The 13,238-nt window shown below is 60.2% G+C and carries 15 protein-coding genes; 7 read left to right on the top strand and 8 right to left on the bottom strand.

Annotation, left to right across the window (positions count from 1 at the left end):
• Positions 1-4 precede the first annotated feature (4 nt).
• The 3 genes from QMG56_RS09030 to fahA are packed head-to-tail and all read left to right on the top strand — an operon-like array spanning position 5 to position 4,106.
• The gene (locus QMG56_RS09030; RefSeq protein ID WP_281822207.1) at positions 5-1,645 is read left to right on the top strand and encodes an alpha-amylase family glycosyl hydrolase; all 1,641 of its coding nucleotides are present in this window, start codon (positions 5-7) and stop codon (positions 1,643-1,645) included.
• 42 nt (positions 1,646-1,687) lie between these two features.
• Positions 1,688-2,782, top strand: coding sequence for a 4-hydroxyphenylpyruvate dioxygenase (gene hppD / locus QMG56_RS09035; RefSeq protein ID WP_281822209.1), 1,095 nt, complete (start codon positions 1,688-1,690; stop codon positions 2,780-2,782).
• On the top strand, positions 2,775-4,106 hold the full coding sequence (gene fahA / locus QMG56_RS09040) for a fumarylacetoacetase (RefSeq protein ID WP_281822211.1): 1,332 nt from the start codon (positions 2,775-2,777) through the stop codon (positions 4,104-4,106). The genes hppD and fahA overlap by 8 nt, the downstream gene beginning before the upstream one ends.
• Positions 4,107-4,180: 74 nt before the next feature.
• Here fahA and QMG56_RS09045 read toward each other — a convergent pair whose 3' ends face one another.
• The 5 genes from QMG56_RS09045 to QMG56_RS09065 all read right to left on the bottom strand — a co-directional run bounded on the left by QMG56_RS09045 (position 4,181) and on the right by QMG56_RS09065 (position 7,219).
• Positions 4,181-4,528, bottom strand: coding sequence for a PilZ domain-containing protein (locus QMG56_RS09045; RefSeq protein ID WP_281822213.1), 348 nt, complete (start codon positions 4,526-4,528; stop codon positions 4,181-4,183).
• Between the two features lie 148 nt (positions 4,529-4,676).
• Positions 4,677-5,099 (bottom strand): biopolymer transporter ExbD, encoded by a 423-nt coding sequence (locus QMG56_RS09050; protein ID WP_230186790.1) that lies wholly within the window; start codon positions 5,097-5,099, stop codon positions 4,677-4,679.
• 24 nt (positions 5,100-5,123) lie between these two features.
• Positions 5,124-5,612 (bottom strand): biopolymer transporter ExbD, encoded by a 489-nt coding sequence (locus QMG56_RS09055; RefSeq protein WP_230186789.1) that lies wholly within the window; start codon positions 5,610-5,612, stop codon positions 5,124-5,126.
• Between the two features lie 99 nt (positions 5,613-5,711).
• Complete coding sequence (locus tag QMG56_RS09060) at positions 5,712-6,476, bottom strand: MotA/TolQ/ExbB proton channel family protein (protein WP_230186788.1); 765 nt, start codon at positions 6,474-6,476, stop codon at positions 5,712-5,714.
• A gap of 89 nt (positions 6,477-6,565) precedes the next feature.
• Positions 6,566-7,219: an energy transducer TonB gene (locus tag QMG56_RS09065; protein ID WP_230186787.1), complete on the bottom strand. Its 654-nt coding sequence runs from the start codon at positions 7,217-7,219 to the stop codon at positions 6,566-6,568.
• 46 nt (positions 7,220-7,265) lie between these two features.
• On the opposite strand from QMG56_RS09065, the gene QMG56_RS09070 reads away from it, so the two are divergent.
• From QMG56_RS09070 to QMG56_RS09080, 3 genes are all read left to right on the top strand, one after another.
• Positions 7,266-7,433: a hypothetical protein gene (locus QMG56_RS09070; protein WP_281822215.1), complete on the top strand. Its 168-nt coding sequence runs from the start codon at positions 7,266-7,268 to the stop codon at positions 7,431-7,433.
• Between the two features lie 35 nt (positions 7,434-7,468).
• Positions 7,469-8,365, top strand: a complete 897-nt coding sequence (locus QMG56_RS09075; protein WP_281822216.1) for a hypothetical protein — start codon at positions 7,469-7,471, stop codon at positions 8,363-8,365.
• A 92-nt stretch (positions 8,366-8,457) separates the two neighbouring features.
• Entirely contained in the window at positions 8,458-9,789 is a 1,332-nt protein-coding gene (locus tag QMG56_RS09080) for a homoserine dehydrogenase (protein WP_281822218.1), read from the top strand.
• A gap of 2 nt (positions 9,790-9,791) precedes the next feature.
• Here the strand turns inward: QMG56_RS09080 and QMG56_RS09085 are convergent, their stop codons facing one another.
• Positions 9,792-10,325: a hypothetical protein gene (locus tag QMG56_RS09085; RefSeq protein ID WP_281822219.1), complete on the bottom strand. Its 534-nt coding sequence runs from the start codon at positions 10,323-10,325 to the stop codon at positions 9,792-9,794.
• Between the two features lie 107 nt (positions 10,326-10,432).
• On the opposite strand from QMG56_RS09085, the gene glpX reads away from it, so the two are divergent.
• The gene (gene glpX, locus QMG56_RS09090; RefSeq protein WP_230186783.1) at positions 10,433-11,401 is read left to right on the top strand and encodes a class II fructose-bisphosphatase; all 969 of its coding nucleotides are present in this window, start codon (positions 10,433-10,435) and stop codon (positions 11,399-11,401) included.
• A gap of 52 nt (positions 11,402-11,453) precedes the next feature.
• On the opposite strand, the gene QMG56_RS09095 is transcribed toward glpX, so the two are convergent.
• Together QMG56_RS09095 and QMG56_RS09100 are read right to left on the bottom strand one after the other, a co-directional pair.
• The gene (locus QMG56_RS09095; RefSeq protein ID WP_230186782.1) at positions 11,454-12,224 is read right to left on the bottom strand and encodes an ABC transporter permease; all 771 of its coding nucleotides are present in this window, start codon (positions 12,222-12,224) and stop codon (positions 11,454-11,456) included.
• Positions 12,221-13,162: an ABC transporter ATP-binding protein gene (locus QMG56_RS09100; protein ID WP_230186781.1), complete on the bottom strand. Its 942-nt coding sequence runs from the start codon at positions 13,160-13,162 to the stop codon at positions 12,221-12,223. The genes QMG56_RS09095 and QMG56_RS09100 overlap by 4 nt, the downstream gene beginning before the upstream one ends.
• Positions 13,163-13,238: the final 76 nt, after the last annotated feature.

The following is a 13,238-nucleotide window of genomic DNA, read 5'->3' on the forward strand; positions in this document are numbered from 1 at the left end:
GCGTATGACGGCCTTATCTCAGCAGCGGGCAAAGGCCCCCGACTGGTGGCGCGGAGCGGCCATCTATCAGATTTATCCGCGCAGCTTTGCCGATTCCAACGGCGATGGCATAGGCGATCTGCCGGGGATCACCGGCAAGCTGGACTATGTTGCGTCACTGGGCGTCGACGGGATCTGGCTGTCCCCTGTCTTCCCGTCGCCGATGAAGGATTTCGGTTACGACGTGTCCGATTACTGCGGGGTCGATCCGATCTTCGGGACGCTGGACGATTTCGATGCGCTGATCGCGCGCGCGCATGCGCTGAACCTGAAGGTCATCATCGATCAGGTCTACGCGCACACGTCCGATCAACATGCCTGGTTCGAAGAGAGCCGGTCGGGCCGTGAGAACCCCAAGGCCGACTGGTATGTATGGGCGGATGCCAAAGCCGATGGTTCGCCGCCGACAAACTGGCAGTCGGTCTTCGGCGGCCCCGCGTGGACATGGGACGGACGGCGGCGACAATATTATCTGCACAATTTCCTGTCGTCACAGCCGCAATTGAATGTCCATGCCGAGGCGGTGCAGCAGGCTTTGTTAAGCGCAGCGCAATTCTGGCTGGATCGCGGTGTCGACGGGTTTCGGGTCGATGCGATCAACTTCGCCATGCACGACCTGGAGATGCGCGATAATCCCCCTGCCCCGGACACAGGCGCGATCCGCACGCGGCCGTTCGATTATCAGTTGAAGATCTATAATCAGAGCCATGCGGATATTCCGCGCTTCATCGAACGGCTACGCGCGCTGACCGACCGGTATGGCGCGAAGTTCACTGTCGCCGAAGTAGGCGGCGACGATGCCGAGCGGGAAATGAAGCTGTTCACGCAGGACGACAGCCGGTTCAACAGTGCTTATGGATTCGACTTTCTTTACGCGCCTGCGCTGAAACCGCAGGTCGTTGCCGAGGTGATGGCCGGCTGGCCCGATACACCGGGCATGGGTTGGCCAAGCTGGGCGTTTGAAAATCACGATGCCCCGCGCGCCATTTCGCGATGGGCGGCTCCGGAGGAGCGGCAAGCCTTCGGCATGGTGAAGATGCTGCTGCTGACCTGTCTGCGCGGCAACATCTTCCTTTATTATGGCGAGGAACTGGGGCTGACGCAGGTCGATATTCCGTTCGACAAGCTGCAGGACCCCGAAGCCATCGCCAACTGGCCGCTGACGCTGAGCCGCGATGGTGCGCGGACACCGATGCCGTGGGCGGCCGATGCGCCTTCGCTGGGGTTCGGCGCGGCAGAGCCATGGTTGCCAGTGGGAGACGATCATGCCGCGCTGGCCGTGGACCGGCAGGAAGCGGACGGCGCATCCATGCTGGCCGTCACCCGCAGATTGCTGGCGCTGCGCAAGGCGACCCCGGCGTTAAGATGGGGCAGTCTGGAGATAGTGGAGGCGACCGGGGATTTGCTGGTGCTCCGGCGCGTTCACGGCGAGCAAGCGATACTCTGTGCATTCAATCTGGGGAGCGCGGCGATGCAATGGACAGCGATGCACCCCGAAGGTTTGCGTGTGGTGGAGAGCGTGAACGGAGCGACTCTCAATGGGCTGCCGGGATATGGGGGCATCGTGATCGAGGAACCGCGCCCGGAAGCACGCGCGGAAATATAGTATCATTTGACACCATATCCGCGATAGCCGATAAGAGGGAAAATGCCTTTATCGGAGAGTGATGCCACCATGACCGACATTCACGAGAACCCTCTGGGTCTCGACGGGTTCGAATTCGTCGAATTCACAAGCCCCGAACCGGAGGCTCTGGCCAATCTGTTCGTTGCCATGGGCTTTACCCATCTGGCCAATCATCGGTCGAAGAATGTGCGGCGCTATGCGCAGGGCGACATCAATTTCATCCTGAACATGGAAACCCAGGGGCAAGCCGCCGAATTCCGCAATGCCCATGGCCCGTCCGCCAATGCGATGGCGTTCCGCGTTCACGATGCCCGCGCCGCGTTCGACGAAGCCGTGCGTCGCGGCGCGACGCCGATATTGGGGCCGGTCGGTCCGATGGAACTCAACATCCCGGCGATCGAAGGCATAGGGGGTTCGAACCTGTATCTGGTCGACCGCTATGGCGCGCAGGAAATCTATGATGTCGATTTCGTCGCAGTCCCGGGTGCGGAACGCGACGCCACCGCCGCCGGTCTGCACACGCTCGATCACCTGACGCACAACGTCAACCGTGGGCGCATGAACCACTGGGCGGACTTCTACGAACGCATCTTCAACTTCCGCGAAATCCGCTATTTCGATATCGAAGGGCAAGCAACGGCGTTGCTGAGCAAGGCCATGACTGCCCCGGATGACAAGATCCGCATTCCACTGAACGAGAGCCAGGACGAGAATAGCCAGATCGAGGAGTTTCTGCGCGCCTACAAGGGTGAAGGCATCCAGCATATCGCGCTGGCCACCGACGATATTTTCGCGACCGTCGATCAACTCCGCGCGAACGGCATACGGTTTCAGGACAGTCCGGACAGCTATTTCGACATGATCGACAATCGCTTGCCCGGCCATGGCCATGACGTCGAGGAAATGCGCAAACGGCGTATCCTGATCGACGGTGCGCCGGAAACCGGTGGCGGCCTGCTGTTGCAGATATTCACCGAGAATATGGTGGGGCCGATCTTCTTCGAAATCATTCAGCGCAAAGGCAATGACGGCTTTGGCGAAGGGAATTTCAAGGCGCTGTTCGAATCCATTGAGTTGGATCAGATCCGGCGGGGCGTGATAACAGTCGATGGTTGATGTGCAGACGACATTGGCGGGGGTCGATGCGACGCATGATCCCGCGCGGACAAGCTGGGTCGACAGTGCAAATGGGCATCGGGAGTTTCCGATCCAGAATTTGCCGCTGGGGGTGTTCAGTCCGGTGGGATCGGATCGTCTTCGTATCGGCGCCGCGATTGGGGACAGTATACTCGATCTCACTGCGCTGGCGGCGGCAGGATTTGTACCGCAAAGCTGTGTCGCGCCATTGGGCCAGTCGGTACTGAACGGGGTGTTCGGTTTGCCCAAGGCGGAGCGCGTTGCGCTGCGGCAGCGGATCAGCACCCTATTGTCGGATGCGGCGCAGCGGGATGCATTGCAGTCCATGCTCCATCTGCAGGCGGATTGCGCGATGCACCTGCCTGCCGCCATTGGCGACTATACCGATTTCTATGTGGGCATTCACCACGCCAACAATGTGGGACGGCTGTTTCGACCCGATGCGCCGTTGTTGCCCAACTATAAGCATATTCCGATTGGCTATCATGGTCGGGCGTCGTCGATACGCCCCTCCGGCGTACCGGTCACGCGGCCCAATGGGCAGCGCAAGGCACCCGATAGCGACGCGCCAGTATTCGGCCCATCGGCGCGCCTGGATTACGAATTGGAGCTAGGCATCTGGATCGGGCCGGGCAATGCATTGGGCGAGCCGATCGCCATCGCGAATGCTGCAGACCATATTGCAGGCTATTGCCTGCTCAACGACTGGTCTGCGCGAGACCTGCAAGCGTGGGAATATCAGCCGCTTGGGCCATTTCTGGCCAAGAATTTTCATTCGACCATCTCGCCTTGGGTCGTAACGGCCGAAGCGCTGGCGCCGTTCTATGCTGCGCAGCCGGAGCGGCCGGCGGGCGATCCGGCACCAATGCCGTATCTTTGGGATGAGGGAGATCAGGCCGCGGGCGCGCTGCAGATCGCGCTTTCGGTCGCGCTGGCGTCCACGGCCATGCGCGCATCGGATATACCCCCTGCCGTTCTGGGGTCCGGGCCTGCGTCGAACATGTATTGGACCGCTGCGCAAATCGTGACGCATCATGCTTCCAACGGATGCAATCTGCTGCCCGGCGATCTGCTGGGGACAGGGACGATCTCAACGCCGGACGACAGTGGGCTGGGCAGCTTGCTGGAGCTTACGCGCGGCGGCAGTCAGCCCGTGCATTTGCCCAATGGCGAAAGCCGGACTTTCCTGGCCGATGGTGACGTGGTGGTGATGCAAGCGCATGCCTCAGCCGATGGATATGTGTCGATAGGTTTCGGCGAATGCCGGGCTGAGGTTGTGCCGACCAGGACGGTCGCGCGATAAAAGCACCGCGTGATGCGTAGAGCGATGAACTTTGCGCTGCATTGTTCATCGCGGGCGCAGGGGGTCAATTAAGGCTAGAGCGGCTTGGAGCCCTTATGGGCGCTCGCGCGCATGTTCTCGTTCCGCACGATGTGATCGAAAATGGCCGGATGGAGCGGCCGTTCGAAATTGCAGCCGCCTTCATGGTCGCGTACCCACATCACGGTCGCCTTGCGACCTTCGAAGCCTGGAAGCATGACCCACAATTCCATGCCGACGGTCAGTTTGACGAAAGTCTGTACGCGGAACCCCGTTGCGGACAGATCGGCAATCCGGCTCGAGAACCAGGTCTCGCCGGGACGACGCAACTTCACGTCGATCAGCACGTTGCGGCGACCAGCTATCCGCCCCGTATCCGATCCGATGTTATGCTTTGCGACCATGCTCTGTTACGCTTGTACCTGAACCACCCCTCTATATTAGACGGCAATCATAACAAATCTGTTAACTTATTGGTTCAACGCAAAAAAAAGGGCCGCTAAATGCGGCCCTTTTCAATGAGATAGCTCTGATCCGACAGAAAACTATGCGTCAGAACGAACCATATTGTTCGTTGCCGACGAAGCCCAGCTTCGTGACGTTGGCCCGCTTGATTTCAGCCAGAACCTGATCGACGACGACATAGCGCGTCTGTGAATCAGGCTGAAACTGCAGTTCCGGTTCGACCGGCATTGCCAGCGACTGCTTCAGATAGAGACGCAGCGTCAGCAGATCGATCGGCGAACCGTTCCACGTGATCGTCCCGGCAGCGTCGATAGCAACCTTGTTCTTCACAGGATCGACCGGGCTGTCCGTGGGGGGCGCGTTTTGCGGCAAGTCGATCTTAACCGCGTGGGTCTGGATCGGGATGGTGATGATGAACATGATGAGGAGAACGAGCATGACGTCGATCAACGGCGTCGTGTTCATTTCCATCATCGGCTCACCATCTTCAGAGGCTGCAGCCATCGCCATAATCTATAACTCCTGTCTGGTCTCTTAGAGACGCTGGATCGTGAGCGACGAGGGATCGGGCTCGGAAATGAAGCCAACCTTCGGGAAGCCCGCGCGCTGCATGGTGTAGATCGTACCGCCGATGCAACGATACGGCGTGTTGATGTCGCCGCGTATATGCACTTCGGGGAGATCTTCCGGCGTCATATTCTCGATGCCGCCAACCTTCTTGATATCCGCTTCCAGCTTGGCAACGGCGCGGTTCAACAGGTCTGTCGAATCGACCTTGGTCATGTTCCAGTAGACTGCGCAGCTACCGTCCTTTTCCGTGGTAACCGACAGGGAAACATTTTCCGGCTTCGTCGTCGTTACTTCGAATGCGACCTTGGGCAGTTCCAGATCGACAGTCTGGATAACAACCGGAACCGCGATAAGAAAGATGATGAGCAGCACGAGCATGACGTCCACGAGCGGCGTCGTGTTGATCGTGTTAATCGGCTGGTCTTCGCCGCCGCCTCCAACACTCATTGCCATGTATCAATATCCTAACATGTTGTCTTTGGCTCTAGGCCAGGGCCGGAGCCAAGGGGCCGGACGGAACGCAGCCCGTCCTGTCCGGCTTCCCTATCGCAATCAGGCCTTGGTGGGCGTTGCAGCAACCGGCTTTGCAACCGGAGCGGCAGGTGCCGACGAAACGGTCGGCTTCACGGCGCCGTTGGACACCATGTAACCCAGCAGGTCGGTCGAGAACGAGCTCAGGTCTTCAGCAATCGCCTTGTTACGGCGCTGCAGGAAGTTGTAAGCAAGCACGGCAGGAACAGCGACGACCAGACCCAGAGCGGTCATGATAAGCGCTTCACCGACCGGACCGGCAACGGCGTCGATCGATGCCTGACCCGATGCACCGATCTTGATCAGTGCGCGGTAGATACCGATAACCGTACCGAACAGACCGACGAACGGCGAAGTCGAACCCACGGTTGCAAGGAAGGCGAGACCGCCGCCGAGCTTCCAGTTGATGGCGTTTTCCGAACGTGCCAGCGAACCGTGCAGCCAGTCATGGGCTTCGACGGGATCGGTCAGCTTGCCATGCTGTTCCTGAGCGGCAATGCCGTCATCGACAAGCTGCTTGTAAGCCGAGTTCTTTTCGAGCTTGGCCGAGCCTTCCTTAAGGCTGTTCGAGCGCCAGAACGTGGTGCGCACCTTCTTGTACTGATTGATCACCTTCTGCTGTTCGATCAGCTTGGTGAACAGGATGAAGAAGGTTCCGACGGACATGCCGACGAGAATGATGAAAACGGTCCAGGCAATGACACCGCCCTGTTCGAGCGCTTCCATAAGACCATAAGGGTTGGCTGCGGCCTTTGGGGCGGCGGCGGCTGCGATAGACATCAACATGTTCGTGACTTCCCTCTCAATGGGTTCGGTAAATAGGGGCGATCCTGCGCTGTGCGGCTGGACCGCCCCAAATTGTTAACGCATTAACATTACTGCGGCAGTTTCCAGACGATACGGCTGCTGAAACTATCTGCCATCGGCTGGCCATCCGATCCCACCGCTGCCTTAAAGCGCGCACGGCGAGGGAGAAGCCGACAGGTTTCAGCATCGAGATCGGCATGGCCGCTGGACGATGTAACCGTGCAGTTGGTAACCCGACCGTCGGGACCGATTTCCAGCCGGAATCCTGTAGTACCCGAGCGTTCTTCACGCTGCGCACGGCTGGGATAATCGGCATCCGTCACCCAGCTTCCCGGCGAACCGCGGGGCGATGCCTTTGTGGCAGCGACCTTCGGCGCAGGGGGAGGTGGCGGCGGCGCAGCGACCGGCACCGGATTGAATACCGGCGGAGGCGTACGAACCGTCTGGATCGGCGGCGCAGGCGCCGGCGTCTGGACGATTGGCGGAGGCGCAACGACCGGCGGCGGTTCGATCGGCTGATCTGGCGGCGGTGGCGGCGGTTCCTCGTCTGGTGGTGGCGGCTCTTCCTTAACGTCGATGACGTTCAGTTGCTCCGCCGCCTTTTTGACATATTGCATGCCAAGACCGGACACGAACGCGTAACCGAGAACAGCATGAATCAGGGCAACGATGACGATCGAGACCGTGCGACTCGAACCCTCTGAGTGGTCAGCATAAGCCATTCAGCAACGACACTCCTTAACTCGGCTTCTTGAAAAATGACGACCTATGGCCAACATGAGCCCCAAGGTGAGCGGTTCCCCGTTCATCTTTAAGGCCCTTGTCCGCTTGTTTGCTATCGCCGTAACTCCTATCGCGGGCAATCGCATGACGCAAACGCTTTATCAGACCAGCAAGATCCATTTCCTAAAAACTGACAAAAACACTTGCCCGTGACAACATCGCCACGGCTAGCAGGAGGTCAAACGAACATGCAACGGGTATCCTCCAAAAATCTCCTCGGAAAATCGGCGGCGGCGTGCCTTTTTTTTGCCTTAAATACAGCGTTTCCGCTGGTTTGTTCAACCGGATGGGCGCAAAATGGGGTTAACGCGCGCCCTTCTGCGGACGCCTCCGGCAACGCGCTTGCCTATGCCGATCTGGCCGATCTGGCATCGGCCGCGCCGCTCATCATCAATGCGGAAATTTCACAGGCGATTTCTCTGAAACCCGAGCAATCCGCCGGCGTCCCCGCCGGATTTCGCCGCGCCTACATCACCGCGAAGACCGAAGGGTTGATTCGGGGGGATGGCGGAGTCGCGCCCAACCTCTCCTATCTGTACGATGTAGCCGTCAACGCGCGCGGGAAGATGCCGAAGCTGAAAAAGCAGCGCGTCCTGCTGTTTGCGCGTGCGGGAACCCGGCCGGGGGAAATCCAGCTTGTTGCCCCAGACGCGCAGATTCCTGCGACCCCTTCGAACGAATCGACCGTGCGCAGCATCGTGGCGGAACTGCTATCGGCCAAGGCAGCGCCTAAGATCATCGGGCTGGGCGATGCATTCTATGTGGCTGGCACGGTTGAGGGCGAAGGCGAAACGCAGATTTTCCTGCGCACCGACAGCGGCGACCCCGTATCGCTCTCTATCGTCCGGCGTCCCGGTGTGGAGCCCCGCTGGGCCGTCGCATTGGGCGAAATCGTCGACGAGGCGGCCGCCACGCCCAAGCCGGGTACGTTGCTTTGGTATCGCCTGGCCTGCGCATTGCCCCCTGCCCTGACGCCGCAGTCCGTGCGCACGCTTTCCGTACCGGATGCCGAAGCGGCGCGCGCCGACTATAAGATAGTGCTCGCCGGTCTTGGTCCCTGTGGACGAACACGCACCGTCCGCTGATTCGCGTATCGATAGCCCTTGGAAAACGCTGCCCCCCCGTCTATCAGCGCCGCCAATCGTTACAGACCGGCGTTTGAGGGACGGGAAACAGTATGACGGATCAACGGTCAAATGGGCTGAAACCGCTGCGCGTGGCCATAGTCGGCCTGGGCACGGTAGGCGGCGGCGTGATCCGGTTGCTGGAGACCAACGGCGCGCTCATCGCCCGACGGTCGGGACGACCGATTCAGATCGTGGCGATTTCGGCGCGCGACAAGACCAAGGATCGGGGCATCGATCTGTCCGCCTATGAATGGGTGGACGATATGACGAGTCTGGTCCAGCGGGCCGATGTCGATGCCGTGGTGGAGCTGATCGGCGGGGCGGACGGTCCGGCGCTCACATTGGCGCGGCAATGTCTGGCGGCAGGCAAGCCTTTCGTCACCGCGAACAAGGCGATGATCGCGCATCACGGACTGGCGCTGGCGGGCGCTGCCGAAACTGCAGGCGTTGCCCTGAAATATGAAGCGGCGGTTGCAGGCGGCATTCCGGTCATCAAGGGACTGCGCGAAGGCGCTGCGGCGAATGAGATCGGCCGCGTCTATGGCATCCTGAACGGCACCTGCAATTACATCCTGACGACTATGGAAAAGGCCCAGGAAGCAGGCAATCCACGCGACTTTACCGAAGTGCTGAAGGACGCGCAGGCATTGGGCTATGCCGAAGCCGACCCCAGTTTCGACATAGATGGCGTCGATGCGGCCCATAAGCTGTCGATTCTGGCCAGTCTGGCGTTCGGCACACGGCTCGACTTCGGCGGTGTCGACATCACCGGGATTCGCCATGTGATCGCTGCGGATATTGCGGAAGCGGCTGCGCTTGGGTTCCGAATCCGTCTGGTCGGCATGGCGCAGAACGGTGCGGAAGGCCTGTTCCAGCGGGTGCACCCGATGCTGGTGCCGCTCAACCATCCGCTGGCGCATGTCGATGGATCGCTGAATGCGGTGGTGGCGGAAGGCAATTTCGTCGGTCGCCTGTTCTTTCAAGGCGCGGGCGCAGGCGATGGCCCGACTGCCTCAGCCGTGGTCGCAGACCTTATCGACGTGGCGCGGGACGAATATGGCGATGCGTTCGCGATGCCCGTCGCGTCGCTGGCGGATCAGACCAAGGCCGATGCAGGTGCACGAATCGGGCGCAGCTATCTACGGTTCCAGGTTGCGGATCGTCCGGGCGTGCTGGCGGAAATCGCCGCAGCGACGCGCGACGCAGGCGTTTCCATCGAAAGCATGATCCAGCGCGGGACCGCCGCGGCCAATGACGGCGGCGTCCTCGTCGCCATAGTCACCCATGCAGGGCAGGAACGCTGCATCGCCGACACGCTGGCGCGGCTGGCGGGGTCGGACAGTCTGCTCGATCAGCCGATGGTGATGCACATATTGGATTGAGGTCAGGGCGGCGCAGCGCCTTTGTATCGATCGGGTATTGCAGGATACAAATCCGGTTCCGATGCATCCAATATTGGGCTGATCGCCCCTAGCACTGTGGCTTGGCTTTCAGACGGATCAGAGCGGCCCACGCTCAATAACTTCAGCCCGCCGTTGCAACCAGCGCTCTCGGACGCCACGATACCGCAAGACCCCATTTTGACTTTGGCTGCCGATGCCCGCGGCGCCTCATTCCGGACGATCCCGCTCTGCGCCGCGTCGCGTTCTTCGGGTAGCGGGATTCGTTCACGGGCGTTGCGTTCCGCTCTGCTACCGCAGACGACGATGCTGCCCGGATCGCGTCGGCAGGGGCGGACGATTTGGGTTTTGTCGCGATAGGCAGCCATGATGGCATCGTCCGACGCACTCTGCGCAAAGCAGACGCCCGGAACGATGGCCGCGAGGAATGGCGCTCCTACCATCGCTATGTGTGCGACACTGCGTTTTTCCACCATTTCGTCGTTTTGCCGCTGGTTCATGGCAGCAATATGACGCACATCATGCCACATCTTATCGAATCCCGTTCTCGACAAGGATGGACGCACCGCCTATCGGCTTACCCACGTGCAGCAACGATTACAGACAGTTTAAAGGGGCTTAGGATATGCAGGCTAGTTCGATCCTGGATCGCGTATTGGTGCTTGAAATGGTGCGAGTCACCGAAGCAGCGGCCATCGCCGCATCCAAGCTGATCGGCCGCGGCGACGAAAAGGCCGCCGATGCCGCCGCCGTCGAAGCGATGCGAATCGCCTTCAACGACCTTTACATGGACGGCACTGTCGTCATCGGCGAAGGCGAACGCGACGAAGCCCCGATGCTCTACATCGGCGAAAAGGTCGGCAATGCCATCGGCACCGGCCCGAAGATCGACATCGCGCTCGACCCGCTGGAAGGCACGACGATCACCGCGAAGGCCGGTCCCAACGCGCTGGCCGTGCTGGCAATCTCCGAAGAAGGCGGTCTTTTGAACGCGCCGGACGTCTATATGGAAAAGCTTGCCGTCGGCCCCGGCTATCCCGAAGGCATCATCGACATGAACAAGTCGGTGCGTGAGAATGTCGAAGCCGTCGCCGCGCATAAGGGTGTTGAGCCGGGCGACATCATCGTCTGCGTACTTGATCGTCCGCGCCATGAAAAGCTGATCGGTGAACTGCGCGCCATCGGCTGCGGCATCATGCTGATCCCGGACGGCGACGTTGCCGGTGTGATCGCGACCACCAATCCGGAAACGACCATAGACATGTATATGGGTTCGGGCGGCGCACCCGAAGGCGTGCTGGCCTGCGCAGCGCTGCGTTGCGTCGGTGGCCAGTTCAAAGGTCGCCTGCTGTTCCGCAACGATGACGAGCGTGGCCGCGCCCGTAAATGGGGCATCACCGACCTCGACAAGATCTACGACCTGAAGGAACTGGCAATCGGCGATTGCATCTTTGCCGCAACTGGCGTGACCGACGGCTCGCTGCTGGCCGGCGTGAAGCGTCTGCCGGGTGGCAAGATGACGACCGAAAGCGTCGTGATGCGCGCCAGCTCCGGTACGGTACGCTGGGTGAAGGGCGAGCATCGCTCCGCCTGACGCGATCTCCGATCATCAAAATTCGCGGCGCTCTCCCCCCGGGAGGGCGCCGTTACTTTTTGAGCCGATAGCCCGTGTTGAACATCCATGTGATGATCGCGAGGCAGAGGACGAGCATGGCGGCAACGATCCCCATGCTCCAGCCGATGCTGACGTCGCCCTTATCGAAGAAGGTCCAGCGGAACCCGCTGATCAGGTACACAACCGGATTGAACAGGGTAATCGTCCGCCATGGCTCCGGCAGCATCTGGATCGAATAGAAGGCGCCGCCCAGGAACGTCATCGGGGTGACGACGAGGAGCGGAATCACCTGAAGCTGCTCGAAACTCTGCGCCCATATCCCCAGAATGAAGCCGAACAGGCAGAAGGTGACGGCGATCAGCACGAGAAAGCAGACCATCAGCACAGGGTGCGCGATAGGCAGGGCAACGAAGAGATGCGCCGTCGCGAAAATGATCAGGCCAAGAATCAGGGATTTGGTCGCGGCCGCCCCGACATACGCGACGACCGTTTCCAGCGCCGATACGGGCGCGGACAGCAGCTCGTATATCGTGCCAGTGAACTTGGGCATGTAGATGCCGAAGCTGGAGTTGAAGATGCTTTCGGTGAACATCGACAGCATGATCAGGCCGGGAACGATGAACGCGCCGTAAGGGATGCCGTCGATCTCCTTCATCTGGCTGCCGATCGCAGAACCGAACACGATGAAGTATAGCGACGTCGTGATGACCGGCGTCGCAAGGCTGGTGAGGATGGTGCGCCCGAAGCGTGCGAGTTCGAACGTGTAAATCGCGCGAACGGAATTAAAGCTGAAGTGGATCATGCTGCCGCCCCCTCTGCCGGTGCATGGACAAGGCCCACGAAAATATCCTCCAGGCTGCTCTGCCGCGTGTTCAGATCCTTGTACGCGATGCCGAGATCGCCCAGCCGCCGCAGGAGAGACGAAACGCCGGTGCGCTCAGCATGAGTATCGAAGAGATATTCCAGTTCATGGCCCTCCGCCTTCAATGCCACATCCCATTCGGCAAGGTCCGATGGAATGGATGCAAGCGGTTCGGCGAGCATGATGGTCAGCGTCTTCTTCCCCAGCTTTTGCATCAGCGTGGCTTTTTCTTCGACGAGGATAAGCTGGCCGCGATTGATGACGCCCACGCGGTCGGCCATTTCCTCGGCTTCCTCGATATAATGCGTCGTGAGGATGATGGTGACGCCGGTTTCCCGCAGTTGCCGGACCAGCGCCCACATATCGCGCCGCAACTCCACGTCTACGCCCGCCGTCGGCTCATCGAGGAACAGCACGCGCGGTTCATGGGACAAGGCCTTTGCGATCATGACCCGCCGCTTCATCCCGCCGGACAATTCCATGATTTTCGAATCGCGCTTGTCCCACAGGGACAGGTCGCGCAGGATTTTCTCGATCAGCGCATCGTTGCGGGGCTTGCCGAACAGGCCCCGGCTGAACCGCACCGTCGAAATGACTTTTTCGAACTGATCGGTGTGCAATTCCTGCGGCACCAGCCCGATGGCAGACCGCGCCCCGCGATAATCCCGGACAGTGTCGTGTCCTGCCACGGTGACTGTGCCTTCACTGCCGTTCACATTGCCGCAAATGATCGAGATAAGCGTCGTCTTACCCGCGCCATTGGGACCGAGCAGTGCGAATATCTCGCCCTCCTCAATCTCCAGATCGACACCGTGCAGCGCGACGTGTCCCGAAGCGTAGCGCTTCGTTAAGCCGGATATGTGTATGATGGATGCCATGCTGTGGCGAATGCCCCTTGTATGAGGGTCCAAAAATAAGGCGAAGGTAGCGATTTACAACCCATCGTGCCGGATA

Origin of the sequence: Sphingobium sp. BS19 (assembly GCF_027925545.1) — a bacterium.
In the GTDB taxonomy this organism is placed as follows: domain Bacteria; phylum Pseudomonadota; class Alphaproteobacteria; order Sphingomonadales; family Sphingomonadaceae; genus Sphingobium.

Coding starts and splice junctions, on each gene's coding strand:
- QMG56_RS09100 (WP_230186781.1), bottom strand. CDS start 13,162: ATGGCATCCATCATACACATATCCGGCTTAACGAAGCGCTACGCTTCG.
- QMG56_RS09045 (WP_281822213.1), bottom strand. CDS start 4,528: ATGGTCGCAAAGCATAACATCGGATCGGATACGGGGCGGATAGCTGGT.
- QMG56_RS09075 (WP_281822216.1), top strand. CDS start 7,469: ATGCAACGGGTATCCTCCAAAAATCTCCTCGGAAAATCGGCGGCGGCG.
- fahA (WP_281822211.1), top strand. CDS start 2,775: ATGGTTGATGTGCAGACGACATTGGCGGGGGTCGATGCGACGCATGAT.
- QMG56_RS09065 (WP_230186787.1), bottom strand. CDS start 7,219: ATGGCTTATGCTGACCACTCAGAGGGTTCGAGTCGCACGGTCTCGATC.
- QMG56_RS09095 (WP_230186782.1), bottom strand. CDS start 12,224: ATGATCCACTTCAGCTTTAATTCCGTTCGCGCGATTTACACGTTCGAA.
- QMG56_RS09055 (WP_230186789.1), bottom strand. CDS start 5,612: ATGGCAATGAGTGTTGGAGGCGGCGGCGAAGACCAGCCGATTAACACG.
- QMG56_RS09030 (WP_281822207.1), top strand. CDS start 5: ATGACGGCCTTATCTCAGCAGCGGGCAAAGGCCCCCGACTGGTGGCGC.
- glpX (WP_230186783.1), top strand. CDS start 10,433: ATGCAGGCTAGTTCGATCCTGGATCGCGTATTGGTGCTTGAAATGGTG.
- QMG56_RS09050 (WP_230186790.1), bottom strand. CDS start 5,099: ATGGCGATGGCTGCAGCCTCTGAAGATGGTGAGCCGATGATGGAAATG.
- QMG56_RS09070 (WP_281822215.1), top strand. CDS start 7,266: ATGGCCAACATGAGCCCCAAGGTGAGCGGTTCCCCGTTCATCTTTAAG.
- hppD (WP_281822209.1), top strand. CDS start 1,688: ATGCCTTTATCGGAGAGTGATGCCACCATGACCGACATTCACGAGAAC.
- QMG56_RS09080 (WP_281822218.1), top strand. CDS start 8,458: ATGACGGATCAACGGTCAAATGGGCTGAAACCGCTGCGCGTGGCCATA.
- QMG56_RS09060 (WP_230186788.1), bottom strand. CDS start 6,476: ATGTTGATGTCTATCGCAGCCGCCGCCGCCCCAAAGGCCGCAGCCAAC.